This window comes from Litchfieldella rifensis (genome assembly GCF_042646605.1).
Classification (GTDB): Bacteria; Pseudomonadota; Gammaproteobacteria; order Pseudomonadales; family Halomonadaceae; genus Litchfieldella; species Litchfieldella rifensis.
The window spans coordinates 118,163-141,860 of sequence record NZ_JBHRUG010000037.1; the positions used below are offsets into that span (position 1 = coordinate 118,163).

The following is a 23,698-nucleotide window of genomic DNA, read 5'->3' on the forward strand; positions in this document are numbered from 1 at the left end:
TATTGGAATGCAAATAAAAAATATTCTCGTTAACCTTGACGGCGCAAATGAGAATGATTATCTTGATAGCCGTGGCACTCGCCAAGTGCCGCACTCCATCGCAGAGGATGTCAGGTTCTCTGCCATGGTTTCTCCTCATCAAGCTAGTCACGGTCTTGACGCCACCCACCCGGGTGGCGTTTTTTTGGCGAGACGGCCTCGACGCCCCCCACTCGGGGTGTCGGCTGGCTATTCGCAGCGCTCGAAGATCAGGTCCCAGACGCCATGGCCGAGTCGCGCGCCACGCGCCTCGAACTTGGTCAGGGGACGAAACGCCGGACGTGGCACATAGGGCGCCGAGTCGGACGCCGCAATGTTGCGATACCCCGGAGCAGCGGACATGACCTCGGCCATGTGTTCGGCATAGGCCTCCCAGTCGGTGGCCATGTGCAGGATGCCACCGATCTTGAGGCGGGTGCGCACCAGTTCGGCGAAGGCCGGTTGCAGGATGCGCCGCTTATGGTGCTTCTTCTTCGGCCAGGGGTCGGGAAAGAATAGCTGGAGGGTGTCGATCGAGGCCTCGGGCAAGCATTCGTCGAGCACTCGCAGCGCATCCTCGCGATAGACGCGCAGGTTGGACAGGCCACGCTTGTCGGCCTCGTCGAGCAACTTGCCGACCCCCGGGGCATGCACCTCGATGCCGATGAAATCGGTGTCGGGATGCGTTTCGGCCTGCTCGATCAACGAGGCCCCCATGCCGAAGCCGACTTCCACCACTCGGGGGGCATGGCGCCCGAACAGGGCATCCAGGTCCTGACGCCCGTCGTCGAGCGTCAGCCCCAGGCGCGGCCAGACCTCCTCCAGGCCGCGCGTCTGGGCGGCGGTCATGCGTCCCGCCCGCAGCACATAGCTCTTGATGCCGCGGCGATGCAGCGGCGCCTGGGAAGGAGCAATAGGGGGGGTGGACCTATCGGGCGTATCGTGGCGTTGGTCGTTCATACGGCTCGCAGCAGGCATCCTGGTCAGAGGGCTCAACCGTTGATACGGCCGGCGAAGGGCGAGGACGGCTCGGCACTCTGGCGACGCGGCATGCGTCCGGCCAGGAAGGCCTCGCGACCGGCTTCCACCGCCTTCCTCATGGCCTGGGCCATCAGCACCGGCTGGCGAGCATGCGCGATGGCAGAATTCACCAGTACGGCGTCATAGCCCAGTTCCATGGCCATGGCCGCGTCCGAGGCAGTGCCGATCCCGGCATCCACCAGCACCGGCACTTCGGCCTGCTCGACGATCAGGCGCAGGTTATACGGGTTCTGCAGACCATGACCGGAGCCGATCAGCGAGCCCAGCGGCATCACCGCGCAACAGCCACGCTTCTCCAGCTCCTTGGCAACGATCGGGTCGTCGCTGGTATAGACCATCACGTCGAAGCCGTCCTTGATCAGCGCATCGGCAGCGGCGAGCGTCTCCACCACATTGGGGTAGAGGGTAGCGGCATCGCCCAGCACCTCGAGCTTGACCAGGTTATGGCCGTCGAGCAGCTCGCGGGCCAGTTTGCAGGTCCGTACCGCATCCTTGGCGGTATAGCAGCCAGCGGTATTGGGCAGCAGGGTATAACGCTGGGGCGACACGGCATCGAGCAGATTGGGTTCGTCCGCGCTCTGCCCCAGATTGGTGCGCCGCACGGCGAAGGTGACGATCTCGGCGCCGCTGGCATCGATGGCCCGCGCCGTCTCGTCGAAGTCCTTGTACTTGCCGGTTCCCACCAACAGGCGTGACGTGAATTCACGGCCCGCCACGTTCAGCGGCCGATCCTGGAACGGTTCAGACATCTCGTCTCCTCAGCGCGGTTAACCATCCGCGGCTAGCCATTGGCGATTAGCCACCGCCAATGGCATGTACGATTTCTACGCAGTCGCCATCGGCAAGCCGGGTGACGGCATGCTGACTGCGTGGCACGATTTCCTCGTTGACCTCGACAGCGATGCGTCGACCGGCCAGCCCAAGCGATTCGATGAGGCCATGAAGCGTGATGTCGCCGTCGAGCGTCGTCATCTCGCCGTTGAGCTGAATCTGCATGGCTGTCTCCGAATATCCTCACAAGCGGGCCCGTCTCTGGACGGGCCCATATTTTAACGCTAAACGCGCCGTCAGGCATCCTTATCGGCAATCGCGAAGCAACTGCATGAGCGACAACGACACCCGGATACGCGATGCTTGCAGGAATTGCCAGCTCACCACATGCCGGGAGACTCACACCATGCCTCATCGCCTTGTCTGGATTGCCGTTGCCCTGAGCGGTTTCGTCACCGTCGCCGCCGGCGCCTTCGGCGCGCACGGCCTGGAAGGGCGCATTCCCCCTGCCTCGCTCAATGCCTTCGAAACCGCCGTACGCTACCAGGCCTGGCATACCCTGGCCTGCCTCGGCATCCTCGTCTGGCAACAGGTCCGTGAGGTGCAGGGGCAAGGCCTGGTACTGGCACTGTGGGCGCTGGGCATCGTGCTGTTCTCGGGCTCGCTCTATGCGCTGGTGCTGACCGGCACGCGTGCCCTGGGCCTAGTGACCCCGATCGGGGGAGTCCTGCTGATGCTCGGCTGGCTGGCGCTGGGGGGGTGCACCTGGCGCGCTCAGTCGCTGTCCGGCAGGGCGTAGGTGGCGGTGACGATGGCGACCGGGGACTCGTCGCCGGCGGAGAAAAGCTGCACTTCGCCCACCACCAGGCGCCGCCCCAGCTTGACGATGCGGGCATTGGCGATCAGGTCGCGATCGCCGCGGGCGCGGCGCAGGAAATGACAGTTCATGTCGGTGGTCACCGCCATGGGTTCGGGGCCGACCTCGGCGAGTATCGCCACGTACAGGCAGACATCCGCCAGCCCCATCATGCTCGGCCCGGACACGCAGGCCCCGGGACGCAGGTGCTCGTCTTCGATGGCCAGGCTCATGGTCGCGCGCATGCTGTCGATGCCCTCGATGGTGCCTTGACGATGCGGAAAGACCTCGTCGAGGAATTCCTCGATGGCGGCGGCGGTCATCACGGTCATGGGGCTCTCCTGCGGCGCGAGACGATGGCGTTGCGCCCAAGATAGCGCAAGGCGCGGATTCCGCACAGTCACCCGGATCGTTCGATAGTCGAGCGCGCCAGAATGATTGAAATCTTATATTAACATGTCGATGCAAGGGTTTTATTCGAAATGGGCGGTACGCCTCTGCCATGGCGGGAGAGACAATGACAAATCCAATCCCCGTGACCCACCAGACCGGCAGATACCATATTGCCGTGGTGGACGACGAAGTCGACATGCTGGATGTCCTGCAGGATGCGCTGCAGGATGAAGGCTACCGGGTCAGCGCCCTGCGCAGCGGCCAGGCGCTGCACGAACTGATCGCCCGGGACCCGGCGGACCTGATCGTGCTCGACCTGAAACTGGCCGGTGAGAATGGCTTGCAGGTGGCCCGCGATATACGGGCAGCCAGCCCGGTACCGATCATGATGCTGACCGGCAAGGGCGATGAAACCGACCGCATCCTGGGCCTGGAGGTGGCGGCAGACGACTTCCTGATGAAACCTTTCAATCTGCGTGAGCTGATGGCGCGGGTGCATGCCCTGCTGCGTCGCTCCAAGCAACTCAGCGTGCCCCTGCAAAGCGTCGATGATCAGGACCATGCCTGCCTCTGGTTCGACGACTGGCGACTCGATTTGACCCGGCGCGTGCTCTACAACCCGGCCAACCAGCCGGTCAACCTCACCTTCGGCGAGTTCAATCTGTTGGAAAGCCTGGTGACATCGGCCAACCACGTATTGAGCCGCGACAGCCTGCTGGAGCGCACCCGCGGGACCGACAGCGACTCCTTCGACCGCAGCATCGATGTGCTGATCCTGCGGTTGCGCCGCAAGCTCGAAGCCAACCCCAAGCAACCCCGTTACATCCTGACCGAACGCGGCCTGGGCTACGTATTTCAAGCCCAGGTGCGCAAGCGCTGAGATGGGACGCTGGACCCTGCAGCGACGCGCCCTGGTGGCGCTGGTCCTGGCCACGCTGTTGGCGATCGGCCTGGTACTGGTTGCCTGGTTCGGCCTCACCCAGACCCGCAATGCCGTCAGCGAGTTCGAGGCCCGCACCTTGCCGGAGATTCGGACCGCCCTGACCCTATCCGAAGAAGTGGCGCAGTTGGCCGCCCTGGCCCCTTACGTTGCCTCGGCCGCCAAGCCCTTTCTATTGCAGACCGAGCGCGACCGGCTGACGCAGCGATTCGAGTCGCTGGTAGTAGTGGCCGCCTCCCTCCGCGACCGTCCCTTTCGCTTGACGCTGCAATCCCGGCTTCAGGCGCTGCGGACCGACGTCGACCGCCTGACAGACCTGGTGGAAACCGAGCTTTTCATTCGCGAGGATCTGCTGACCGCCCAGTTCGAAGTCAACCAGATTGCCCGGCGGATCGCAGGGACGGAAGACGGTCGCACCGTTACTGACTGGCAGCTCCTGCAGGCGCTCTATCAGGGCCTCAGCGACCCCGACCAGTGGGTCGAGCGATGGACCACACTGACGGCGCCGCCCCCCTCATCGATGCCGCACGCGCCGGCCTACCAGCGGTTACGACAACTGGCAGGGAGCAGTGCCGCCCAACTGGCACAAGTCGGTCAGCAAAAAGCCTTCCTGCTGGCCAGTCTGCGCGCCAAATCCGACCATCTGACCCGGGAGGTCAATGGCTTTGCCGGCGACTTGCAACGCCAGGTCGTGGCCCAGCAGCAGACCGTCCATGCACAGGTCAATCGCGTGCTGTTCGGCATGATGCTGATGACCTGCCTGCTGATCCTGGGGGTGATCCTGCACTACATGAGCAACCTGAAGACGGTACGTGACCTGGGGGTCGTCACCCAGGACATGACGCAACTGGCGCAGGGCGGCCAGGCGCCCAAGCGCATCGCCGTGACCCGTCACGATGAGATCGGGACACTGGCCAGGGCCTACGAGGTTTTCCGCGATCATGCCGGGCGCATCGAACAGGCCGGGCATGATCTGAGAGCTCAGAAACACCTGCTGGAAACGGTCTTCAACGAAATCCAGGATGGTCTCAGCGTATTCTCTGCCGACGACCGGCTGATCGCCTGGAATCGCCGTTATCTGGACATGTTCGGCCTGGCGCCGGGAACCATCGAGCCCGGGATGTCCCTGGCCGAGGTACAGCACCAGATGGCCCGCCATCCTCACCGTAACCTGACGCTGGCCAATCGCTCGGTCGACATGAGCACGCTCAACGTGCGTCGCCACCAGGCCTACCAGAGTTTCGAGCGTCATTACGACGATGGCCGCGTGATCGAGTTTCGCAGCCAGCCCATGCCCGGCGGCGGCTTCGTGACCCTCTACAGCGACCTCACCGACCGCCGCACGGTCGAGCAGCAACTGCAACAGGCCCAGAAGATGGAGGTGCTGGGGCAACTGACCGGCGGGGTGGCACACGATTTCAACAACCTGCTGGCCGCCATTCTCGGCAATCTGCAACTTCTCGAACAGCAGGCGAGCCTGTCCGACAAGGCGCGCAGATACACCGAGCGCGCCCTGGATGTCAGCGAGCGCGGCACGCAACTGGTACAGCGCCTGCTGGCGTTCAGCCGCAAGCAACACTTGCAGCCGGAATGGGTCGAGATCGATACCCTGATCGGCGGGCTCGAGGAACTGCTGGAATACAGCGTATCGGCGCACACCCGGTTACTGATCCGGCGTCAAGCGCCAGGCACGAAGCTGTACATCGACCCATCGCAATTGGAAAACGCCGTGCTGAACCTGGCATTGAACAGCAGTGCGGCCATGCCGGAGGGCGGCCAGTTGGCCATCACCACCGGCCAAAGCATGGGGTTGGCACCCGCAGTAACGATCACCGTGAGCGATACCGGCCAAGGGATACCGGCCGAGCTGAAAGCGCGGGTCCTGGAACCCTTCTTCACCACCAAGCCCATGGGGCAGGGCAGCGGATTGGGGTTGAGCTCCGTCTACGGGTTCGTCACCCAGAGCGGGGGCGAGTTCAGCATGGAGTCCGAACCCGGCCAGGGCACGACGGTACGCTTGCGCTGGCCGACCAGTAGCGCCACGGAACGTCCCGAACGCGCAGTCCCGTCCGTCCTGCCCTTGGCGGTACCGAACGGCAAGACCGTGGTAGTGGTGGAGGACGACGCCGAGGTCAGGCGGGTAACGGTGGAACTCATCGCCACCTACCAACGGCCCGTCGAGGCCTTCCGCCATGCGCAGCAGGCGCTCGACTGGTTGCAGCACAATGCCGAGGTGACTGGTCTCGTTCTCACCGACGTCAATCTCAACGGGCCCCTCAGCGGCGTCGACCTGCGCGAGCAGGTGCGTCACCACTGGCCCGCGATCCCGGTAGTGCTGGCATCGGGCATGCCGCGCGAGGCGCTGGAGCGTGAGTATGGCCTATCGATGGGGGACACCTTCCTGCAGAAACCGATCCGCTCCGAGCAGTGGCAAGCGTTCTTTGCCGGCCCTTCCACCGACCGCTAAGGTCGCCCGCAGCAAATATTACAAATGTTTCGAGCCAAGCCGCGGCGATGAAATCGTTCATTAGCACTGCGGTGCCAGGGTGGCTCGTGTCACTGGGACAACAACAACGTTCAGGAGCATACCATGAAGAAATCCCTATCCGGTCTGGCACTAGGGGTGACGGCAATGCTTATCGCCCCCCTGGCAGCTGCCGACGACGTGTTGGTGGGACTCATCACCAAGACCAATACCAACCCCTTCTTCGTCAAGATGCGGGAAGGCGCCCAGGTACAAGCCGAGATGCTGGGTGCCGAACTGCGCACCTTTGCGGGCCGGTTCGACGGCGATAACGACTCCCAGGTACAGGCCATCGAAAACCTGGTGTCTTCCGGGGCCAAGGGCATCCTGATCACCCCCAACGATCCAGTGGCGATCGTTCCCACCATCGAACGGGCCCGTGAGGCCGGTGTCATGGTCATCGCACTGGATACCCCCTTGAGTCCAGCCGATGCCGCCGATGCCACTCTAGCCACCGACAACTTCAAGGCCGGCGAACTGATCGGCCAGTGGGCGCGGGCAAGAATGGGCGAGGAGGCCGACAATGCCAGGATCGCGCTGCTGGACCTGAGCGCCAGCGAGATCACCGTCGACGTCGCCCGCAACCAGGGCTTCCTGCAGGGCTTCGGCATCGAACTGAACGATCCCGACGACATCGGCGACGAGGCCGATCCCCGCATCGTCGGCAACGACGTGACCCAAGGCTCCGAGGAAGGTGGCCGGCGGGCCATGGAGAACCTGCTGCAGAAGGATCCCGGCGTGAACCTGGTCTACACCATCAATGAGCCGGCCGCCGCCGGCGCCTATGAGGCCTTGAAAGCGGCGGGTCGCGAGGACGCGGTCACCATCGTCTCGGTCGACGGAGGGTGCCCTGGGGTGCGCAACGTCGAGGACGGCATCATCGGCGCCACGTCGATGCAGTTCCCCTTGCGGATGGCGTCCATGGGGGTCGAGGCGATCGTCGAGTATGCCAATAGCGGGGAGAAGCCACGCCTGTCGCAGGGACTCGATTTCGTGGACACCGGTGTGGAGCTGATCACCGACTCCCCGGTAGCGGAGATACCTTCGGTTTCATCCAGCGATGGCCTGGATAAGTGCTGGGGCTGAGCAGTCGTTGTCTGTCGGTGCCCTACTGGGGTACCGACCTACCAACAGGTGAGTTATGACACATCCCAATCAATCAGGCCCACGCAACGTTGCCGCCCATGAGCAAGCAGCGGAGACCTCGGCCGGCCAGGTGGCCCGGTTCGAGGAAGAGGCACTCTCCCTGGGCCGGCGCCTACATCGTTTCTTCCATGCCAACCCGACGGCAGCACCGGCGCTGGTGCTGGTCGTGTCCGTCCTGGCCTTCATGCTGCTGGTGGGCGAACGCTTCCTGGCCCCGTTCAACCTGTCGCTGGTGCTGCAACAGGTCACCATCATCGCCACGCTGGGCATCGCACAGACACTGATCATCCTGACCATGGGCATCGACCTTTCCGTCGGCGCCATCATGGTGCTCTCATCGGTGGTCATGGGGCGCATGGCCATCGATTTCGGCCTGCCACCGTCACTGGCACTGGCCCTCGGCCTACTGACCGGCGCCACCTGCGGCCTGCTCAACGGCACCTTGGTGACGCGGCTGAAGCTGCCACCCTTCATCGCCACCCTCGGCACCTGGAATATCTTTTTCGCCCTGAACCTGTGGTATTCGAAAAGCGAAGCCATTCGCTCGCAGGACATCGAGTCCACGGCACCGTTGCTGCAATGGGGCGGAACCGCCTTCGAACTGTTCGGCGCCCGCTTCACCTACGGCTCGATCATCATGGTGCTGCTGTTCTGCGCCGTCTGGTATGCACTGAACTGGACCGCCTGGGGCCGCCATGTCTATGCCACCGGCGATGACAAGGACGCCGCCGAACTAGCCGGCATCCGCACGCGTCGGGTGTTGCTATCGGTCTACATCGTTGCCGGCATCATCTGCGCGATCGGCGCCTGGCTGCTGATTGGACGTACCGGCTCGGTAAGTCCACAGGCAGGCTATACCGCCAACCTGGACAGCATCACCGCCGTGGTGATCGGCGGCACGTCCCTGTTCGGCGGGCGCGGGTCGATCTTCGGCACCCTGATCGGCGCCCTGATCGTCGGCGTATTCCGCAACGGGCTGGCACTGGCCGGGGTGGATGTGCTGTGGCAGGAGTTTACCGTCGGTATGCTCATCATCGTGGCGGTGACCACCGACCAGTGGATTCGGAGGGTATCGGCATGAACGCACCATCCCCTATTCTGCAGGCAACCGGGCTGGTCAAGCGATATGGCCGGGTGACCGCACTCGACCGGGCGGACTTCGACCTCTATCCCGGCGAGGTACTGGCGGTGATCGGTGACAATGGCGCGGGCAAGTCGTCGCTGATCAAGGCCCTGTCGGGTGCAGTGGTGCCCGATGCCGGGGAGATCCGCATGCACGGCGAGCCCGTGCGGTTCAGCAGTCCGATGGACGCCCGGACAGCGGGAATCGAGACGGTCTACCAGACGTTGGCCGTGGCGCCGGCACTGGGCATCGCCGACAACCTCTTCCTGGGCCGGGAACTGCGCAAGCCAGGCCTCCTGGGATCCGTCTTCCGCATGCTCGACAAGGGGGCCATGCAGCGCCAGGCACGGGAGAAGCTGTCGGACCTGGGGCTGCTGACCATTCAGAACATCAACCAGGCCGTGGAGACGCTCTCCGGTGGGCAGCGCCAGGGGGTGGCGGTCGCCCGCTCGGCGGCCTTCGGCAGCCAGGTGGTGATTCTGGACGAGCCAACGGCGGCACTGGGCGTCAAGGAATCGCGCCGGGTGTTGAACCTGATCCGGCAATTGCGTGACAAGGGCATGCCTATCGTCCTGATCAGCCATAATATGCCTCATGTCTTCGAGGTGGCCGACCGGATTCACGTGCACCGCCTGGGGCGTCGCATCGCGGTGATCCGGCCGGACACGCATACCATGTCCGATGCCGTTGCCATCATGACCGGCGCCATGGAGGCAAGTCCTACCATCGCGTGACCGCCTGGCGCCACAGTGGACACCGTTGTGGTTCGGCTTCCCGATCAGGAAACCAGCATGCGCAAGCTTCTTCTCGTCCTGTTGTCAGTGTACGCCGCCCAACTCCACGCCGAGCCGTTGAAGATCGGTGTCAGCGTGGCGGACCTCGGCAACCCGTTCTTTGCCATCCTGGCGGATGCCGTCGGCACTTCGGCCCGGTCGATCCATCCCGGCGAGGTAACGCTGCTGGTACGCTCCAGTGCCTATGATCTCGACCGCCAAGTGAGCCAGATCGACGCCTTCGTGGACGCGCGAATGGACATCATTGTCCTGGCCGCCGCGGATAGCGAGGCCATCGCCCCGGCCGTCCGCCGTGCCCAGCAGGCCGGCATCATCGTGGCGGCGGTCGATATCAATGCCCGGGGGGCGGATGTGACCGTGACCACCGATAACGTCCAGGCGGGGGAAGTCGCCTGCGCCTACATGGCCGAACGGCTGGGGTACGCCGGCCGCGTGGCGATCATCAACGGGGCGCCGGTGTCATCGGTGACCGACCGGGTGGCCGGCTGTCGTGCGGTCCTGAACAACCATGGCCAGATCCAGCTACTCAGCGACGACTACAACGGCGGCGGCACCTACAGCGGTGGCTTGGAAGCCATGACCTATCTCGTCAATGCCTACCCGGACCTGGACGCCGTCTTTGCCATCAATGACCCCTCGGCCATGGGCGCGGTCAATGCCGCTCACCTGGCCGGGCGAACGAACCTGTTCCTCGTCTCGGTCGACGGCTCCCCCGAAGGCGTGGCGGCCTTGCAGGAAACCCCGCCCATACTGGCAGCCACCGCGGCGCAGTTCCCTCGCCGTCTGGCCCAGACGGTCATCCACGAGAGCCTCGAGCACCTGGCCAAGGCCGGACGGCAGGAAAGCCGGGTGATCCGCCTTCCCACCCGCCTGGTCACCGCAGAAAACGCCGAACGGTTCGGACACTGGAACGACAGCTTGCCAGCACAGTGAAACGCCACCAACAAGAACGCCCCTGCCGGTCTTCCCGGCAGGGGCGTTTTTCATGACTCGCAGCCCGCAGCCGAGCCTACTTGGCCTTATGCACTGCGCGCCAGTGGTGCAGCAGCGGCTCGGTATAGCCGGAGGGTTGCGCGCGCCCCTTGAAGATCAGGTCGCTGGCGGCCTGGAAGGCCGAGGAAGCGGCGAAGTCCGCGGACATGGGCGTGTAGCTAGGGTCCTTGGCATTCTGCTCGTCGACCACCTTGGCCATGCGCTGCAGGGTTTCGCGAACCCGGTCGGCGCTGACCACGCCATGGTGCAGCCAGTTGGCCAAGTGCTGGCTGGAGATGCGCAATGTCGCGCGGTCTTCCATCAGCCCCACGTCGTGGATGTCCGGCACCTTGGAACATCCCACGCCGTGCTCGACCCAGCGCACGACATAGCCGAGGATGCCCTGGCAGTTGTTATCGAGCTCCTGCTGGATCTCCTCATCCGACCAGGTGGGCGCCTCGGCCACCGGCACCGTGAGCAGATCGTCGAGGAGATCGGGTTCGCCCTGGGCCTCGAGCTCGCGCTGGACAGCATCCACATCCACTTGATGGTAATGCAGGGCGTGCAGTGTCGCGGCAGTGGGCGACGGCACCCAGGCGGTGTTGGCGCCGGCCTTGGGATGGCCGACCTTCTGTTCGAGCATCGCCGCCATCAGGTCGGGCATGGCCCACATGCCCTTGCCGATCTGAGCGCGACCGCGCAGGCCACAGGCCAGACCGACCTGCACGTTGTTGCGCTCGTAGGCGTTGATCCAGGTCGCCCCCTTCATATCGCCCTTGCGGATCATGGGGCCGGCTTCCATGGCGGTATGCATCTCGTCGCCGGTGCGATCGAGGAAACCGGTGTTGATGAACACCACCCGCGAAGCGGCCTCGGCGATACAGGCCTTGAGGTTGACGGTGGTACGCCGTTCCTCGTCCATGATGCCCATCTTCAGGGTATCGCGGGCCATGCCCAGGATGTCCTCGACGCGACCGAACAGCTCGTTGGACAGCGCCACCTCCCTGGGGCCGTGCATCTTCGGCTTCACGATATACACCGAGCCGGTCCGCGAGTTGCGGGGCTGTCCATCGCCCTTGTTGAGGTCGTGCAGCGCCACCAGGCCGGTGACCACAGCGTCGAGGATGCCTTCGGGCAGCTCGTTGCCATCGGCATCGAGCACCGCCGGGGTGGTCATCAGATGACCGACATTGCGCACGAACATCAGCGAACGACCGGGCAGGGTCAGGCTGCCGCCTGCCGGGGTGGTATAAGCGCGATCGTCGTGCAGGCGCCGGGTGATCGTCTCGCCCCCCTTGTCGACCTGTTCTTCCAGGTCGCCGCGCATCAGACCCAGCCAGTTGCGATACACGCCGACCTTGTCCTCGGCATCCACCGCCGCCACCGAATCTTCACAGTCCATGATGGTGGTCATCGCCGCCTCGACCACCAGGTCCTTGATCCTGGCCGGGTCGGTCTTGCCGATCGGATGCTGGTCATCGAACTGGATTTCCAGGTGCAGGCCGTGGTTGACCAGCAGCACCGCCGTCGGCTTGGCGGCATCGCCCTGGAAGCCGACCAGCTTGCCGGCATCCTTGAGGCCGGTTTCGCGCCCCCCGTCGAGGGTCACCACCAGATGGCCATCGCGCAGGGCATAGCCCACGGCGTCGCGGTGCGAACCGGTCGCCAGCGGGGCGGCCAGGTCGAGCACGCCACGCGCATAGGCAATGACCTTTGCGCCACGCTTGGGGTTGTAGTGGGTGCCTTTTTCGGCGCCGTCCGTTTCGCTGATGGCATCGGTGCCATAGAGGGCATCGTAGAGACTGCCCCAACGCGCGTTGGCGGCATTCAAGGCGTAGCGAGCGTTGCTGACCGGCACCACGAGTTGTGGCCCCGCTTGTACGGCCACCTCACGATCGACAGTGGCGGTGGTCGCCGCCACCTTGGAAGGGGCGTCCACGAGATAGCCGATCTTCTTCAGGAAGGCCCGATAGGCGGCCATGTCGCGGATCGGGCCGGGGTTTTCCCGATGCCAGGCGTCGAGTTCACCCTGCAGGCGTTCCCGCTCGGCGAGCAGTTCTCGGTTTTTCGGGGTCAGATCATGAAAGAGGGCATCCACACCGGACCAGAAGGTCGCAGCATCCACCCCGCTGCCGGGCAAGGCCTGCTCAGTGATGAAACGGTCCAACTCTGGGGCCACCTGGAGACGGTGGCGGGTGACACGATCGGTCATGAGGGTCTCCTGATGCGCTGAAGCCGGCAAGTCTAGACGCCGGCCATGGGTCGTTTGCTGTTTTTTTGATCATTATTATTTGTGGAAATGAGTTCCATATGCTACCCGAAATAATCCTCCGGGTCTTCAGGGCTCGACCAAATGATGAAATCTCACCGTTTGGTTATGGCCCAAGGCATGGCAAGGCGCTAGCATGACAGGGTACAGGGAGGGATTGATGACCGACTTCGCACCATTGCAGGCCCTTGGGCCCATCGCGCCAGCCAATGTTCCGGGTGCCGAGCCATGGACCGATCATCTCGATCACTACCTCAGCCACTATCAACTGGCCCCGCTGCTGGCGGAGCATGTCGGCCTGCATGTCGGCTTCATCGAGGCCGGCAACTTTCGCCTCTGGACCCAGGTCTGGAGCCCCGGCGTCCCCCATGGGACTGTCTTCGTGGTGCACGGTTACTTCGATCACCTCGGGCTCTATCGCCATCTGCTGCAGTGGTTGCTGGACCGTGGCTGGCAGGTGGTACTGTGGGACCTCCCCGGCCATGGCCTGTCCAGCGGCCCACGCGCCTCCATCAACGACTTCGCCGACTACGGCACCTGCCTGGCGGCCCTGCAGCAACATCTCGTGCTGCGCGACCTGGCCCCCCACCCCTGGCTCGGGATCGGCCAGAGCACCGGTGCCGCCATCCTGGCCACCGATGCCCTGACCCAAGGTGAGCACAGTTGCTGGGCTGGCCTGGCGCTACTGGCCCCCCTGGTACGCCCCTGGCGCTGGCAGCAATCGAGTTGGCTGCACTTGCTGGCCAGTCCCTTCATTCGTTCCTTGCCACGCAAGTATCGCGCCAATTCGTCGGACAGTGACTTCACGACTTTTCTCCGCGAAGGCGATCCACTGCAGCCGGAGCGGCTGACGGTCACCTGGATCACCGCCATGCGTCGCTGGATGCCGCGCCTGCTGGCGCTGCCACAGAGCGATCTGCCGGTGTTGATCCTGCAAGGCGAACAGGACCTGACGGTGGACTGGGAATGGAACCTGGGCGTCCTCGAACGCAAGTTCCCCCGGGCACGCATCCATCGCCATCCCGAGGCTCGCCATCATCTCGTCAACGAGGCCGAAGCGATCCGCCAGGAACTGTTCGCAGAGCTCGAGGCCTTCATCGCCGGTTTCGAAGGCGCTCCACGCAGCGCTAGTGCGTCTCCCGCCAAGGTAGCCAAGCATCCATGAAGCGCCGCTGGTTATGGTGGCTGATCGCCATCATGCTCGGCGGCTGTGCCAGTGCTCCGGATCAGCCCACGATGATGCGCCAGGCGTTGGTCGGCCTGAGCGATCGCGCCGCACGCCTGGTGCTCGCCGATCCGGTGTGGGATCTCCCCACGGCTGATGTGGTGGTGTTACTGGCCCCGCCGGAGGTCGACGAGCAGTTGGGCATCGGTACCGAACGCTTCCACGAGAATCTGAGCCGCGCCCTGCTCGCCCAACAAGAGGGCCCGCAACTCCTCGACTGGACACCGGCCATGGACAGTGCCGAGGCGCCGGCTAACCAGTGGTTGCTGGAATGCCGGCTTGCCGCCGATGGCCCGCGCCTGCGTCTCTCGGATCGGGAGCTGTTGCCCTACCGGTTGACGCTATCGCTGCGCCGCCCGGGTGACGGGGCACCACGCTGGCAACAACACATCAGTGGCGCCATCGATGCCAGCGCACTGTGAGCCGATGTCGACTTGGACTGCGGCGCCAAGGCGGGGACAATGGCGCCATACCCATCCACCGGCAGGAGCCCTTCGTCATGCCGCGTTTTGCCGATCATCTCTATCGCGACGGCCCGACCAATCCTTTCCCCGGCCTCAGGGCACTGGAGCGTCGTCTGGGTCGCAAGATCCCCCACCGGCTCGGTTCCAATGAAGGGCTGGACATGCCCCACCAGGCACTCGGTGCACGCTTCGGCCGCGAATTGGCAGACCTGGCGCGCGGCTACGGCGATGCCGAAGCCATGGGGGTCCGTACCCGCCTGAGCGAACAGCTCGACACGCCGCTCGAGTCGCTGCTGATCGATGCCGGTGCCGATAGCCTGATGGCGTTGGCGCTGCGGGCGACCTCTCCCGCTGGCAGTTGCGTCATCACAAGCGCCGGTACCTATCCGACCTTCGGCTATTTCGCCGCCGGGCAGGGCTGCCGGATCGTCGAAGTCGACTATCACGATGCCACCCGCACCCTGGCACCCGACCTCGACGCTCTGGCGCAAGCGGCGCACTATGAAGGAGCGCGCCTGGTCTATCTGGCCAACCCCGACAATCCCAGCGGCCATTTTCACGACGATCGGGCCGTGAGGGCGCTACGCGACGCCTTGCCCAAGGATTGTACCCTGCTACTCGACGAGGCCTACCATGACTTCCGCCATGACGCCGCCTCGCCCAGTGCCGGCGAGGCATGGTCTCGGGTGATTCGTCTGCGTACCTTTTCCAAGGCCCATGGCCTGGCCGGGCTGCGGATCGGCTATGCGATTGCCGAAGCGCATGACATCGAGATGCTCAACAAGGTGCGTATCCACTACGCGGTGTCATCGCTGGCCGAAGCCGCTGCCGAAACCCTGCTCGACCATCCACAGGAAACCGCCGAGCACGTCCAGGCGGTCATCGGGCGCCGTCAACGTCTGAGCCAGTGGCTGCGCGACCTCGGTGCGGACGTGCCCGAGAGCGCCACCAATTTCGTCGCCGTGCGACTGCCCGAGGCGGAACTGGCCAAGCGGGTTCACGGCGAGTTGCTCGAGGCCGGCAGCCTGATCCACCGGCCGCCCCATCCCGCCCTCGGCCACGTGCTGCGTATCAGCGCCGTGGAGGATGCCCTGGCGCCGGGCCGGTTGGATGCACTGGAGAGGGCGTTGCGGAGTACCGACTAGGCTTATCCGCCTTCCCCGCCCAGCATGACCATGACCACCCCGGCCAGGTAACAGCCGATGATCGTCACACTCTCGAAGCCGATACGTCCGGGCCCTTGCTCCTCGCGGCGAATCAGCCCGGCCAGCATGACGCCGGTCATCAGCAATGACAGGGCGATCCACAACACGACCGAGTCGGGTACCGCGTGGTAGATCGAGCCGCCACGATAGGCAACATCCGAGGCAGCGGCGAACAGGACATCGAAGGCATTGCCACCGATGATCCCGGCCACTGCCAGGGTCAGCGCCCCCCGGCGTACCGCCGCCAGCGTCGTGACCAGCTCGGGCAACGAGGTCGCCACCGAGGTCAGCAACACTCCCACCGCGGTCTGGCTGAGCCCACTGTTCACGGCGATGGCCGTGGCGCTGCGCTCGAGAACCCAGCCCGCGAGCCCCAGCACAGCGGCCATGATCACGAACGCCAGCCACAGCAGACTCAGTGAGCGCTGCATGGCCGCTGCATCGGGCTCGTCGAGACGGGTTTCCCGGGTTCGCGCGGGGCGCCACATGGGATTGGCCTGCACCTTGTTGACCAGCCGCAGGCCAAACAGATAGCCGACAAACAGCAACGGCGTCACCGGATGAATGTGCCATACCGTGATTTCCGGCGAGAAGCGCCCCACCAGCAGCAGCCCCAGCAAGCACAACAACAATGCTCCCTGCATCAGGTTGCCGAGGGAGGCGGCGGCATGCTCCAGATTGGCTCGCCGGTACGTCACGTCGGCAACGGTCAGGAACAGGGTCTGGACGGCAATGCCGCCCAGCGCATTGCTCATGGCCAGTTCCGGCCGGTTGGCCCAGGCCGCGGACACCGACAACACAATGCCCGACAGCGAGGTGGCCATGCCCAGCAGCATGGCACCGGCGATCGCCTCGCCGATTCCGGTGCGATCGGCCAGGTCGTCGACGACGCGGGTCAAGCGCGTACCCACTACGCCGACCACCGCCGTGCCGAGAAGGAACAGTCCGATGGCAAAGGTCAGCGGCAGGCTGCCGGGTGACAGGGACATCAGGCCGTTTCTTGCTCGTCAGCGCACGGGGCAATGGGAAAACGTGGCGGCACGGCACGCATATAGGCACGACTGGCACGCAGCACGGCACGATCCTGAAAGCGCGCGCCCACCAGTTGACAACCGATCGGCAGCCCCTCGGTACTGAACCCGCAGGGCACCGATGCGGCCGGCTGGCGTGTCAGGTTGAAGGGATAGCTGAACGGGGTCCAATCCATCCAGTCGTTCATCCCCTTGCCTTCCGGCACCTCCTGGCCCGCGGCAAACGGCAGGACAGCCACGCTGGGCATCAACAGCAGGTCGAATTCATCGCGAAAGTGCGCCTCGAATCGTGAGGTCAGGGTGGCCCTGGCCTCTTCGGCGACGAGCACGTCATTGGCACTGAACTCTTCGCCACGCCAAGCGTTTTCCAGCAGTCCCGAGCTGATCAGGTGACGCTCGGCTTCGGTCATCTGATAGCACAGTCGCCAGGTCGTCGTGAACCACAGAACCTTGAAGGCTTCGCCGGCTTCGTGCAGATCGAGATCGCTGGGCACCACCTCGGCGCCCAGCTCGGTCAGCGTCTTTGCCGCCCGTTCGACGGCCGCGGTGACCTGCGGGTCGACCCCGACACGACGCGCTGCGGTGATCAGGCCGATACGCATTCCCTCGAGGGTCTGGCGGGTGGTTTTCCCCCAGTCCGCCGGTGCCGCATCGATGGCGTAGCTGTCGCGGGACTCGTAGCGGCCGATGACGTTGAGCATGCGTATCGCGTCGTCGACGCTGCGGGTGATCGGACCGATATGCGACATCGACGGCAAGGCACAGGGCGGCCATTGCGGTACCAGGCCGAATGTCGACTTGAAACCGAAGGTCCCGGTGAAGGAGGCGGGTATGCGTATCGAGCCGCCGGAATCGCCTCCCTGGTGCAGCACTCCCAGGTTCAGCGCACAGGCCGCGGCGGCGCCGCCCGACGAGCCACCCGGCGTGAGCCGGGTATCCCAGGGGTTGTAGGTCACCCCGGTCAACGGGCTGTCGGTAACCCCCTTCCAACCGTACTCGGGCGTGGTGGTCTTGCCCAGGATGACGGCTCCCCCATCCCGTAGCCGCCGTGCCGGCGGTGCATCCTCGTCGCAGGGGGCGGGGTCGGAGATCAAGGTCCCCTCGCGCGCCGGCATGCCACGCACCCGGGTCAGGTCCTTCATCGTCACCGGCAGCCCGTCCACCGGCCCCCGCGGCAGGCCACGCTGCCAGCGGGCCTCGGCCTCGTGGGCAGCGGCGAGTGCACCCTCGTGATCCACGTGACAGAAGGCGTTGACGACGGGGTTGTAGCAATCGATGCGCTCCAGGGCGTTCGCGACCGCCTCCACGGGCGAGAGACGGCCATGTCGATAAGCGTCGATCAGGGCAGCAGCATCCATCGCAGCGAGATCGGTCTCCGGCTTATGCATCGGCCCCCCTTGGCTGTCTTGGCTGGTGTGGACCCCAGGGCACGACGAAGTGGCCCCCGTATCCTCCTATCGACAGCTTAGCCAACAGGAGCGGCCCTGGGTTCCAGCGCCCGCGAGAGGGATATCGCCTGCTCAAGAGAACGAGCCATGACGGTGCTTGCCGCTCGAGTGCGTTCCCGCGCAGTCAGGGACGCTTGAGTAGCCGGTCCAACTGGCGATAGCCGATGGCTTCCATCAACTGCGGCTTGGCGGGACGCCCCTCCCCGGCCAGGTCGGCCAGGGTCAGCGCCACACGCAGCACGCGGTGATAGGCGCGTGCCGAGAGATTGAGACGGCCGAGCACCTCGGCCAGCCAGGTGCGCTCCGCCGCCTCCAGCGCACAGGCGGCCTCCAGTTCACGCCCCGGCAAGTGGGCATTCAGGCCACCGCGAGCATACTGGCGCTCGCGGGCCGCCACCACGCGGGCACGCACCGCGGCCGAGCTTTCGCCACTGTGCTCGGCGGTCAACTGCTCGGGGGGCAGGGCCGGCACTTCCACCTGCAGATCGATACGGTCGAGCAAGGGACCGGACAGCCGTGCCTGGTAACGCTGGATCTGCGCCGCCGTGCATTGGCAGCGGCTTCGCGGATCGCCCAGGTGCCCGCAAGGGCAAGGGTTCATCGCCGCCACCAGTTGGAAACGGGCTGGATACCGGCGCTGGTGGCTGGCCCGCGAGATGGAAATGCATCCCGACTCCATGGGCTCACGCATCACTTCCAGCACACTGCGGCTGAATTCCGGTAACTCATCGAGAAACAGCACGCCTTGATGAGCCAGGGAAATCTCGCCGGGACGCGGCTTCGAGCCACCTCCGACCAGGGCCACGGCGCTGGCGGTATGATGCGGGGCACGAAAGGGGCGTTGCCCCCACTGTTCACGCAACGCCAGGCCACACACCGAGCGAATTGCCGCCACTTGCAGGGCCTCATCCTCGGTCAGTGACGGCAGGATGCCGGGCAGGCGGCTGGCGAGCATGGTCTTGCCGGTTCCCGGCGGGCCGGCGAACAGCAGGTTGTGCCCTCCCGCCGCTGCCACTTCCAGGGCACGCCGCGCCTGGTGCTGGCCGCGTACCTCGCGCAGGTCGGCAGAGGGGTCGGGCAGGGCGACGGGCGCCTCGAGATGGTGCGCTGCAATGCGTTGCTGGCCCAGCAGGTGCGCCACCACCTCCAGCAGATGGTCGGCGGGTAGTACCTCGAGCCCTCCCGCCAGGGCCGCTTCATCGGCATTGGCCCGCGGCACCAGCAGACGTCGTCCCGCACGACGTGCCGCCAGTGCCACCGGCAGCACACCCGGTACCGGGCGCAGGCGGCCATCGAGCGCCAGCTCACCCAGGCATTCGACTCCCGCCAACGCCGCGGCCGGCACCTGGCCGGAGGCCACCAGGATTCCCAAGGCGATCGGCAGATCGAAACGCCCGCCCTCCTTGGGCAGGTCGGCGGGCGCCAGGTTGAGGGTGATGCGGCGCGTATTGGGAAACTCGAAACCGGCATTGATCAGGGCGCTACGCACCCGCTCACGGCTTTCCTTGACCGCGGTTTCCGGCAGCCCGACCAGGGTCAGCCCCGGCAGGCCGTTGGCCAGGTGCACCTCGACCAGCACCTCGGGCGCATCCAGCCCCACGCTGGCACGTGTGTTGATAATGGCCAACGTCATGGGCGTTCCTTGCACATCGTCATCGTCCTTGAATGAACGCCATGGCCTTCGGCGTCGAATATCGGTGCCGCCCGGTCCCGCTAGCGACGGGACCGGAATCAGTCGCCGCTCCTGCCGGGCGGTCGAGACGCCTCTCCGGCGCCGGCGTCCTCGGGCGGTGAGGTATCGTCACGGCGTTCGCCCAGCGGTGCCTCGACCGACGATTGGGCGGTATCCAGTGCCGCTTCGAGTGCCGCCACCTGCTTCTCCAGGGCTTCGACCCGTGACCGGGTACGTTGCAGGACATCCATCAGGATATCGAAATCCTCCCGCGACACCAGCTCCAGACGGTCGAAGGCGCCACGCATGGCCTGGTGCACGCCACGCTGCAGTTCCTCCGGGGCATGCGAGGCGTCCTGTAGACGTTCACCGAGCTGTTGGGCCAGCCGGCTGAGGCGGTCGCTGTTCACCATGGGTCGTTCCTCGCTCCAGGAATGTGATCCCCACAGGATACGCAAGGATCCCGCCCAGCGCATGCGCCGAAATGATGCGCCCACGAAGTGCAAGAGCACCAAATCAGTGCATTACCTTGCCGAGTGGGATGCACGCCACCTATGCCGCCGCGCGAAATGCATTATAACTATTTGATATTAATTGAATAACAATATCGTGGCATGTTTTGCGCTTGATGCCAGGTAGGCGCAAGCCATTACCGCACGCCATTGACGGGAGAATTGGGATGAAACTCATCACCGCCATTATCAAGCCGTTCAAGCTTGACGATGTCCGCGAGGCGCTGGCCGACAACGGCGTCCAGGGCATCACCGTGACCGAGGTCAAGGGCTTCGGGCGCCAGAAGGGGCACACCGAGTTGTATCGCGGCGCCGAGTATGTCGTCGACTTCCTGCCCAAGGTCAAGGTCGAGGTCGCCGTCGACGCCGACCGCCTGGAAACCGTTCTCGATGCCATCCGCACGGCGGCCAACAGCGGCAAGATCGGTGACGGCAAGCTCTTCGTCACCCCGCTGGAAGATGTGATCCGGATCCGTACCGGCGAACGCGGTGCCGATGCCGTCTGATCCATCCTTGATCCGACCATGTACGCAGGAATCTACGCCAACGCGAGTCCCTAAAAAATAACGCTGGCTCAGGAGATTATCGAATGACAGAGCTTTCAGAGCTGACTTATGCGCTCGACACTTTCTACTTCTTGATCTGCGGTGTGCTGGTGATGTGGATGGCCGCCGGCTTCGCGATGCTCGAGGCCGGGTTGGTGCGTTCCAAGAACACCGCCGAGATCCTGACCAAGAACGTGGCGCTATTCGCCATCGCTTGTACCATGTATCTGCTGATCGGCTACTACATCATGTATTCCAGTGCCGGCGGTGGCGTCCTGCCCAGCCTGGGCTTTCTGATCGGCGTCGAGAACAGCCTGGACGCCATTACTGCGGGCGGTGACGACGCGCCCTATTACTCCATGCGCTCCGACTACTTCTTCCAGGTCGTGTTCGTGGCTACCGCCATGTCCATCGTCTCCGGTGCCGTGGCCGAGCGCATGAAGCTGTGGGCGTTCCTCGCCTTTGCCGTGGTCATGACCGCGGTCATCTATCCGGTCTCCGGCTACTGGACCTGGGGCGGCGGCTGGCTGTCCGAGGTCGGCTATTCCGACTATGCCGGTTCCGGCATCGTGCACCTGGCGGGTGCTGCGGCCGCTCTGGCCGGTGTGCTGATACTCGGCCCGCGCAAGGGCAAGTACGGCAAGGACGGCTCGATCTATGCCATCCCGGGTGCCAACATGCCGCTGGCGACGCTGGGGATGTTCATCCTGTGGATGGGCTGGTTCGGCTTCAACGGTGGTTCGGAGCTGAAGATGTCCGACGCCGTATCCGCCAACAATGTCGCCCAGGTGTTCGTCAATACCAATGCCGCGGCGGCCGGTGGCGTGATCGCCGCCCTCGTGCTGGCCAAGCTGTGGTTCCGCAAGGCCGACCTGACCATGGCCCTCAATGGCGCCCTGGCCGGCCTGGTCGCCATCACCGCCGACCCGCTGTCTCCCCCTGCGCTGGGCGCCGCGGTCATCGGCGCTATCGGTGGCGCCATCGTCGTGGCTTCCATCGTGGCGCTCGACAAGCTCAGGATCGACGATCCGGTCGGCGCCATCTCGGTGCACGGTGTGGCCGGTATCTGGGGTGTCCTGGTGGTACCGATGAGTAATGGGGATGCCTCCTTCGGCGCCCAGATCCTCGGCATCATCGGCATCTTCGCCTGGGTTTTCCTTGCCAGCCTCGTGGTATGGCTGATCATCAAGGCGGCCATGGGCATCCGGGTCAGCGAAGAGGAGGAATACGAGGGGGTCGACCTGACCGAGTGTGGCCTGGAGGCTTACCCCGAGTTCAACGTCGCAAGCAAGTAGCGGCATACCGAGTGAGCTGGCGTGCTCCCCTGGCCCCCTTCGGGGGCCTTTTTTAATCCCCCCTCGAGCGGTGTATGCTTGACAGCCAACACCACTCGGCGATGCTAGACGAAAGATCCTGTGGGGGCTCGGTGCGCCACCTGCACAACAGATGCAAGGAGAAGGACCATGAAACTGGTGACTGCCATCATCAAGCCGTTCAAGCTCGACGACGTTCGGGAATCGCTTTCCGAGATCGGCGTTCAGGGCATCACCGTCACCGAGGTCAAGGGCTTCGGGCGACAGAAGGGGCACACCGAGCTGTACCGCGGTGCCGAATACGTGGTCGACTTCCTGCCCAAGGTCAAGCTCGAAGTGGCGGTGGACGACGACATGGCCGAACAGGTCATCGACGCCATCACCCAGGTCGCCAATACTGGCAAGATCGGCGACGGCAAGATCTTCGTCTCGCCACTCGAGCAGGTCATCCGCATCCGCACCGGCGAGACCGGCAAGGACGCGGTCTGAAAGATGTAAGCTGTAAGCTGTAAGCTGTAAGCTGTAAGAAAAACAGTTTATATCAGCTAGTTATAGAAAACCCCGCCGATATATTTTACCGCCGGGGTTTTCTTATAGCTTAAGGCTTAGAGCTTACGGCTATCCTTGCTTATTTCTCGACAAAGGCGCGCTCGATGACGTAGTCACCGGGCTCGCCCATGCGCGGCGAGATCTGGAAGCCGAGGTCGTCGAGCAGGGCGCTGGTGTCGTCGAGCATCGCCGGACTACCACAGATCATGGCGCGGTCCTGCTTGGGGTCGATCATCGGCAGGCCGGTGTCCTCGAACAGCTTGCCGTCACGGATATGGTCGGTCAGGCGCCCCATGGTATGGAATTCCTCACGGGTGACCGTGGGATAGTAGACCAGTTTCTCGGCGATCTCCTCGCCCAGGTACTCGTGAGCCGGCAGTTCCGTGGTGATGAAGTCTGCATAGGCGAGCTCACTGACGTTGCGCACGCCATGGATCAGCACGATCTTGTCGTAGCGTTCGTAGGCTTCGGGATCCTGGATCAGGCTCATGAAGGGCGCCAGGCCGGTACCGGTAGAGAGCAGGTAAAGGTTGCGTCCCGGCAGCAGGTCGTCGGTGACCAGGGTGCCGGTGGGCTTGCGGCTGACCATGACCTGGTCGCCGACCTTGAGGTGCTGCAAGCGCGAGGTCAACGGACCATCCGGCACCTTGATGCTGAAGAACTCGAGGTGGTCCTCGTAATTGGGACTGGCGATGGAGTAGGCGCGCATCAGCGGCTTGCCGTTCACCTCGAGACCGATCATCACGAACTGGCCGTTCTTGAAGCGCAGGCTACGCTCACGGGTGGTACGAAAGCTGAACAGGGTGTCGTTCCAGTGATGAACGCTGAGGACTTCTTCCAGGGCAAACTTGCTCACGACGGGCTCCTTGATATTCCATTGGCGAATA

General features: G+C 64.4%; 23 protein-coding genes. 13 read left to right on the forward strand and 10 right to left on the reverse strand.

Annotation, left to right across the window (positions count from 1 at the left end):
* Positions 1-228 precede the first annotated feature (228 nt).
* Genes trmB through thiS form a run of 3 tightly spaced genes read right to left on the reverse strand, consistent with a single transcriptional unit; the run spans position 229 to position 2,055 of the window.
* Positions 229-978, reverse strand: coding sequence for a tRNA (guanosine(46)-N7)-methyltransferase TrmB (gene trmB / locus ACFOEV_RS18870; RefSeq protein ID WP_386776443.1), 750 nt, complete (start codon positions 976-978; stop codon positions 229-231).
* A 32-nt stretch (positions 979-1,010) separates the two neighbouring features.
* Positions 1,011-1,808, reverse strand: coding sequence for a thiazole synthase (locus tag ACFOEV_RS18875; RefSeq protein WP_386776444.1), 798 nt, complete (start codon positions 1,806-1,808; stop codon positions 1,011-1,013).
* A 46-nt stretch (positions 1,809-1,854) separates the two neighbouring features.
* Positions 1,855-2,055 (reverse strand): sulfur carrier protein ThiS, encoded by a 201-nt coding sequence (gene thiS / locus ACFOEV_RS18880; RefSeq protein ID WP_386776445.1) that lies wholly within the window; start codon positions 2,053-2,055, stop codon positions 1,855-1,857.
* A 181-nt stretch (positions 2,056-2,236) separates the two neighbouring features.
* Between thiS and ACFOEV_RS18885 the strand changes: the two genes are divergently transcribed.
* Positions 2,237-2,629, forward strand: coding sequence for a DUF423 domain-containing protein (locus ACFOEV_RS18885; protein ID WP_386776446.1), 393 nt, complete (start codon positions 2,237-2,239; stop codon positions 2,627-2,629).
* Here the strand turns inward: ACFOEV_RS18885 and ACFOEV_RS18890 are convergent.
* Positions 2,605-3,018, reverse strand: coding sequence for a PaaI family thioesterase (locus tag ACFOEV_RS18890; RefSeq protein ID WP_386776447.1), 414 nt, complete (start codon positions 3,016-3,018; stop codon positions 2,605-2,607). The two genes, ACFOEV_RS18885 and ACFOEV_RS18890, sit on opposite strands and share 25 nt — an antisense overlap.
* Positions 3,019-3,203: 185 nt before the next feature.
* Here ACFOEV_RS18890 and ACFOEV_RS18895 point away from each other — a divergent pair, with 185 nt between their 5' ends.
* The 6 genes from ACFOEV_RS18895 (at position 3,204) to ACFOEV_RS18920 (ending at position 10,539) form a co-directional block, all read left to right on the forward strand.
* Positions 3,204-3,959 carry a response regulator gene (locus ACFOEV_RS18895; RefSeq protein ID WP_386776448.1) on the forward strand — a complete coding sequence of 252 codons (756 nt, stop codon included), beginning with the start codon at positions 3,204-3,206 and terminating at the stop codon, positions 3,957-3,959.
* A 1-nt stretch (position 3,960) separates the two neighbouring features.
* Positions 3,961-6,486, forward strand: coding sequence for a PAS-domain containing protein (locus ACFOEV_RS18900; RefSeq protein ID WP_386776449.1), 2,526 nt, complete (start codon positions 3,961-3,963; stop codon positions 6,484-6,486).
* Between the two features lie 123 nt (positions 6,487-6,609).
* Complete coding sequence (locus ACFOEV_RS18905) at positions 6,610-7,629, forward strand: sugar ABC transporter substrate-binding protein (RefSeq protein ID WP_386776450.1); 1,020 nt, start codon at positions 6,610-6,612, stop codon at positions 7,627-7,629.
* A 55-nt stretch (positions 7,630-7,684) separates the two neighbouring features.
* Entirely contained in the window at positions 7,685-8,770 is a 1,086-nt protein-coding gene (locus ACFOEV_RS18910) for an ABC transporter permease (protein ID WP_386776451.1), read from the forward strand.
* Positions 8,767-9,546 carry an ATP-binding cassette domain-containing protein gene (locus ACFOEV_RS18915; RefSeq protein WP_386776452.1) on the forward strand — a complete coding sequence of 260 codons (780 nt, stop codon included), beginning with the start codon at positions 8,767-8,769 and terminating at the stop codon, positions 9,544-9,546. Before ACFOEV_RS18910 ends, ACFOEV_RS18915 begins: the two co-directional genes overlap by 4 nt.
* A gap of 57 nt (positions 9,547-9,603) precedes the next feature.
* Positions 9,604-10,539, forward strand: coding sequence for a substrate-binding domain-containing protein (locus tag ACFOEV_RS18920; protein WP_386776453.1), 936 nt, complete (start codon positions 9,604-9,606; stop codon positions 10,537-10,539).
* 76 nt (positions 10,540-10,615) lie between these two features.
* Here ACFOEV_RS18920 and ACFOEV_RS18925 read toward each other — a convergent pair whose 3' ends face one another.
* The gene (locus ACFOEV_RS18925; RefSeq protein WP_386776454.1) at positions 10,616-12,790 is read right to left on the reverse strand and encodes a malate synthase G; all 2,175 of its coding nucleotides are present in this window, start codon (positions 12,788-12,790) and stop codon (positions 10,616-10,618) included.
* 217 nt (positions 12,791-13,007) lie between these two features.
* Here ACFOEV_RS18925 and ACFOEV_RS18930 point away from each other — a divergent pair, with 217 nt between their 5' ends.
* From ACFOEV_RS18930 to ACFOEV_RS18940, 3 genes are all read left to right on the forward strand, one after another.
* Positions 13,008-14,012 carry an alpha/beta hydrolase gene (locus tag ACFOEV_RS18930; RefSeq protein ID WP_386776455.1) on the forward strand — a complete coding sequence of 335 codons (1,005 nt, stop codon included), beginning with the start codon at positions 13,008-13,010 and terminating at the stop codon, positions 14,010-14,012.
* Positions 14,009-14,494 (forward strand): hypothetical protein, encoded by a 486-nt coding sequence (locus ACFOEV_RS18935; RefSeq protein WP_386776456.1) that lies wholly within the window; start codon positions 14,009-14,011, stop codon positions 14,492-14,494. Before ACFOEV_RS18930 ends, ACFOEV_RS18935 begins: the two co-directional genes overlap by 4 nt.
* A 77-nt stretch (positions 14,495-14,571) precedes the next feature.
* Positions 14,572-15,681 carry an aminotransferase class I/II-fold pyridoxal phosphate-dependent enzyme gene (locus tag ACFOEV_RS18940; RefSeq protein ID WP_386776457.1) on the forward strand — a complete coding sequence of 370 codons (1,110 nt, stop codon included), beginning with the start codon at positions 14,572-14,574 and terminating at the stop codon, positions 15,679-15,681.
* Positions 15,682-15,683: 2 nt separating this feature from the next.
* Here ACFOEV_RS18940 and ACFOEV_RS18945 read toward each other — a convergent pair whose 3' ends face one another.
* From ACFOEV_RS18945 to ACFOEV_RS18960, 4 genes are all read right to left on the reverse strand, one after another.
* On the reverse strand, positions 15,684-16,730 hold the full coding sequence (locus tag ACFOEV_RS18945; RefSeq protein ID WP_386776458.1) for a sodium:calcium antiporter: 1,047 nt from the start codon (positions 16,728-16,730) through the stop codon (positions 15,684-15,686).
* Positions 16,730-18,160, reverse strand: a complete 1,431-nt coding sequence (locus ACFOEV_RS18950) for an amidase (RefSeq protein ID WP_386776459.1) — start codon at positions 18,158-18,160, stop codon at positions 16,730-16,732. Before ACFOEV_RS18950 ends, ACFOEV_RS18945 begins: the two co-directional genes overlap by 1 nt.
* A 184-nt stretch (positions 18,161-18,344) precedes the next feature.
* Complete coding sequence (locus ACFOEV_RS18955; protein ID WP_386776460.1) at positions 18,345-19,853, reverse strand: YifB family Mg chelatase-like AAA ATPase; 1,509 nt, start codon at positions 19,851-19,853, stop codon at positions 18,345-18,347.
* A gap of 98 nt (positions 19,854-19,951) precedes the next feature.
* A complete protein-coding gene (locus tag ACFOEV_RS18960) occupies positions 19,952-20,305 on the reverse strand; it encodes an accessory factor UbiK family protein (RefSeq protein WP_386776461.1) in 354 nt (117 codons plus the stop codon).
* 266 nt (positions 20,306-20,571) lie between these two features.
* Here ACFOEV_RS18960 and ACFOEV_RS18965 point away from each other — a divergent pair, with 266 nt between their 5' ends.
* The 3 genes from ACFOEV_RS18965 (at position 20,572) to glnK (ending at position 22,751) form a co-directional block, all read left to right on the forward strand.
* On the forward strand, positions 20,572-20,910 hold the full coding sequence (locus ACFOEV_RS18965) for a P-II family nitrogen regulator (RefSeq protein WP_386776462.1): 339 nt from the start codon (positions 20,572-20,574) through the stop codon (positions 20,908-20,910).
* A gap of 83 nt (positions 20,911-20,993) precedes the next feature.
* A complete protein-coding gene (locus ACFOEV_RS18970; protein ID WP_386776463.1) occupies positions 20,994-22,244 on the forward strand; it encodes an ammonium transporter in 1,251 nt (416 codons plus the stop codon).
* Positions 22,245-22,412: 168 nt separating this feature from the next.
* On the forward strand, positions 22,413-22,751 hold the full coding sequence (gene glnK, locus ACFOEV_RS18975; protein ID WP_297457795.1) for a P-II family nitrogen regulator: 339 nt from the start codon (positions 22,413-22,415) through the stop codon (positions 22,749-22,751).
* A gap of 139 nt (positions 22,752-22,890) precedes the next feature.
* Here glnK and ACFOEV_RS18980 read toward each other — a convergent pair whose 3' ends face one another.
* Positions 22,891-23,667, reverse strand: a complete 777-nt coding sequence (locus ACFOEV_RS18980; RefSeq protein ID WP_386776464.1) for a ferredoxin--NADP reductase — start codon at positions 23,665-23,667, stop codon at positions 22,891-22,893.
* Positions 23,668-23,698 lie beyond the last annotated feature (31 nt).

What these genes read in the sequence shown, in the direction of transcription:
- trmB (WP_386776443.1), bottom strand. Translation starts at nt 978, where the DNA reads ATGAACGACCAACGCCACGATACGCCCGATAGGTCCACCCCCCCTATT.
- ACFOEV_RS18875 (WP_386776444.1), bottom strand. Translation starts at nt 1,808, where the DNA reads ATGTCTGAACCGTTCCAGGATCGGCCGCTGAACGTGGCGGGCCGTGAA.
- thiS (WP_386776445.1), bottom strand. Translation starts at nt 2,055, where the DNA reads ATGCAGATTCAGCTCAACGGCGAGATGACGACGCTCGACGGCGACATC.
- ACFOEV_RS18885 (WP_386776446.1), top strand. Translation starts at nt 2,237, where the DNA reads ATGCCTCATCGCCTTGTCTGGATTGCCGTTGCCCTGAGCGGTTTCGTC.
- ACFOEV_RS18890 (WP_386776447.1), bottom strand. Translation starts at nt 3,018, where the DNA reads ATGACCGTGATGACCGCCGCCGCCATCGAGGAATTCCTCGACGAGGTC.
- ACFOEV_RS18895 (WP_386776448.1), top strand. Translation starts at nt 3,204, where the DNA reads ATGACAAATCCAATCCCCGTGACCCACCAGACCGGCAGATACCATATT.
- ACFOEV_RS18900 (WP_386776449.1), top strand. Translation starts at nt 3,961, where the DNA reads ATGGGACGCTGGACCCTGCAGCGACGCGCCCTGGTGGCGCTGGTCCTG.
- ACFOEV_RS18905 (WP_386776450.1), top strand. Translation starts at nt 6,610, where the DNA reads ATGAAGAAATCCCTATCCGGTCTGGCACTAGGGGTGACGGCAATGCTT.
- ACFOEV_RS18910 (WP_386776451.1), top strand. Translation starts at nt 7,685, where the DNA reads ATGACACATCCCAATCAATCAGGCCCACGCAACGTTGCCGCCCATGAG.
- ACFOEV_RS18915 (WP_386776452.1), top strand. Translation starts at nt 8,767, where the DNA reads ATGAACGCACCATCCCCTATTCTGCAGGCAACCGGGCTGGTCAAGCGA.
- ACFOEV_RS18920 (WP_386776453.1), top strand. Translation starts at nt 9,604, where the DNA reads ATGCGCAAGCTTCTTCTCGTCCTGTTGTCAGTGTACGCCGCCCAACTC.
- ACFOEV_RS18925 (WP_386776454.1), bottom strand. Translation starts at nt 12,790, where the DNA reads ATGACCGATCGTGTCACCCGCCACCGTCTCCAGGTGGCCCCAGAGTTG.
- ACFOEV_RS18930 (WP_386776455.1), top strand. Translation starts at nt 13,008, where the DNA reads ATGACCGACTTCGCACCATTGCAGGCCCTTGGGCCCATCGCGCCAGCC.
- ACFOEV_RS18935 (WP_386776456.1), top strand. Translation starts at nt 14,009, where the DNA reads ATGAAGCGCCGCTGGTTATGGTGGCTGATCGCCATCATGCTCGGCGGC.
- ACFOEV_RS18940 (WP_386776457.1), top strand. Translation starts at nt 14,572, where the DNA reads ATGCCGCGTTTTGCCGATCATCTCTATCGCGACGGCCCGACCAATCCT.
- ACFOEV_RS18945 (WP_386776458.1), bottom strand. Translation starts at nt 16,730, where the DNA reads ATGTCCCTGTCACCCGGCAGCCTGCCGCTGACCTTTGCCATCGGACTG.
- ACFOEV_RS18950 (WP_386776459.1), bottom strand. Translation starts at nt 18,160, where the DNA reads ATGCATAAGCCGGAGACCGATCTCGCTGCGATGGATGCTGCTGCCCTG.
- ACFOEV_RS18955 (WP_386776460.1), bottom strand. Translation starts at nt 19,853, where the DNA reads ATGACGTTGGCCATTATCAACACACGTGCCAGCGTGGGGCTGGATGCG.
- ACFOEV_RS18960 (WP_386776461.1), bottom strand. Translation starts at nt 20,305, where the DNA reads ATGGTGAACAGCGACCGCCTCAGCCGGCTGGCCCAACAGCTCGGTGAA.
- ACFOEV_RS18965 (WP_386776462.1), top strand. Translation starts at nt 20,572, where the DNA reads ATGAAACTCATCACCGCCATTATCAAGCCGTTCAAGCTTGACGATGTC.
- ACFOEV_RS18970 (WP_386776463.1), top strand. Translation starts at nt 20,994, where the DNA reads ATGACAGAGCTTTCAGAGCTGACTTATGCGCTCGACACTTTCTACTTC.
- glnK (WP_297457795.1), top strand. Translation starts at nt 22,413, where the DNA reads ATGAAACTGGTGACTGCCATCATCAAGCCGTTCAAGCTCGACGACGTT.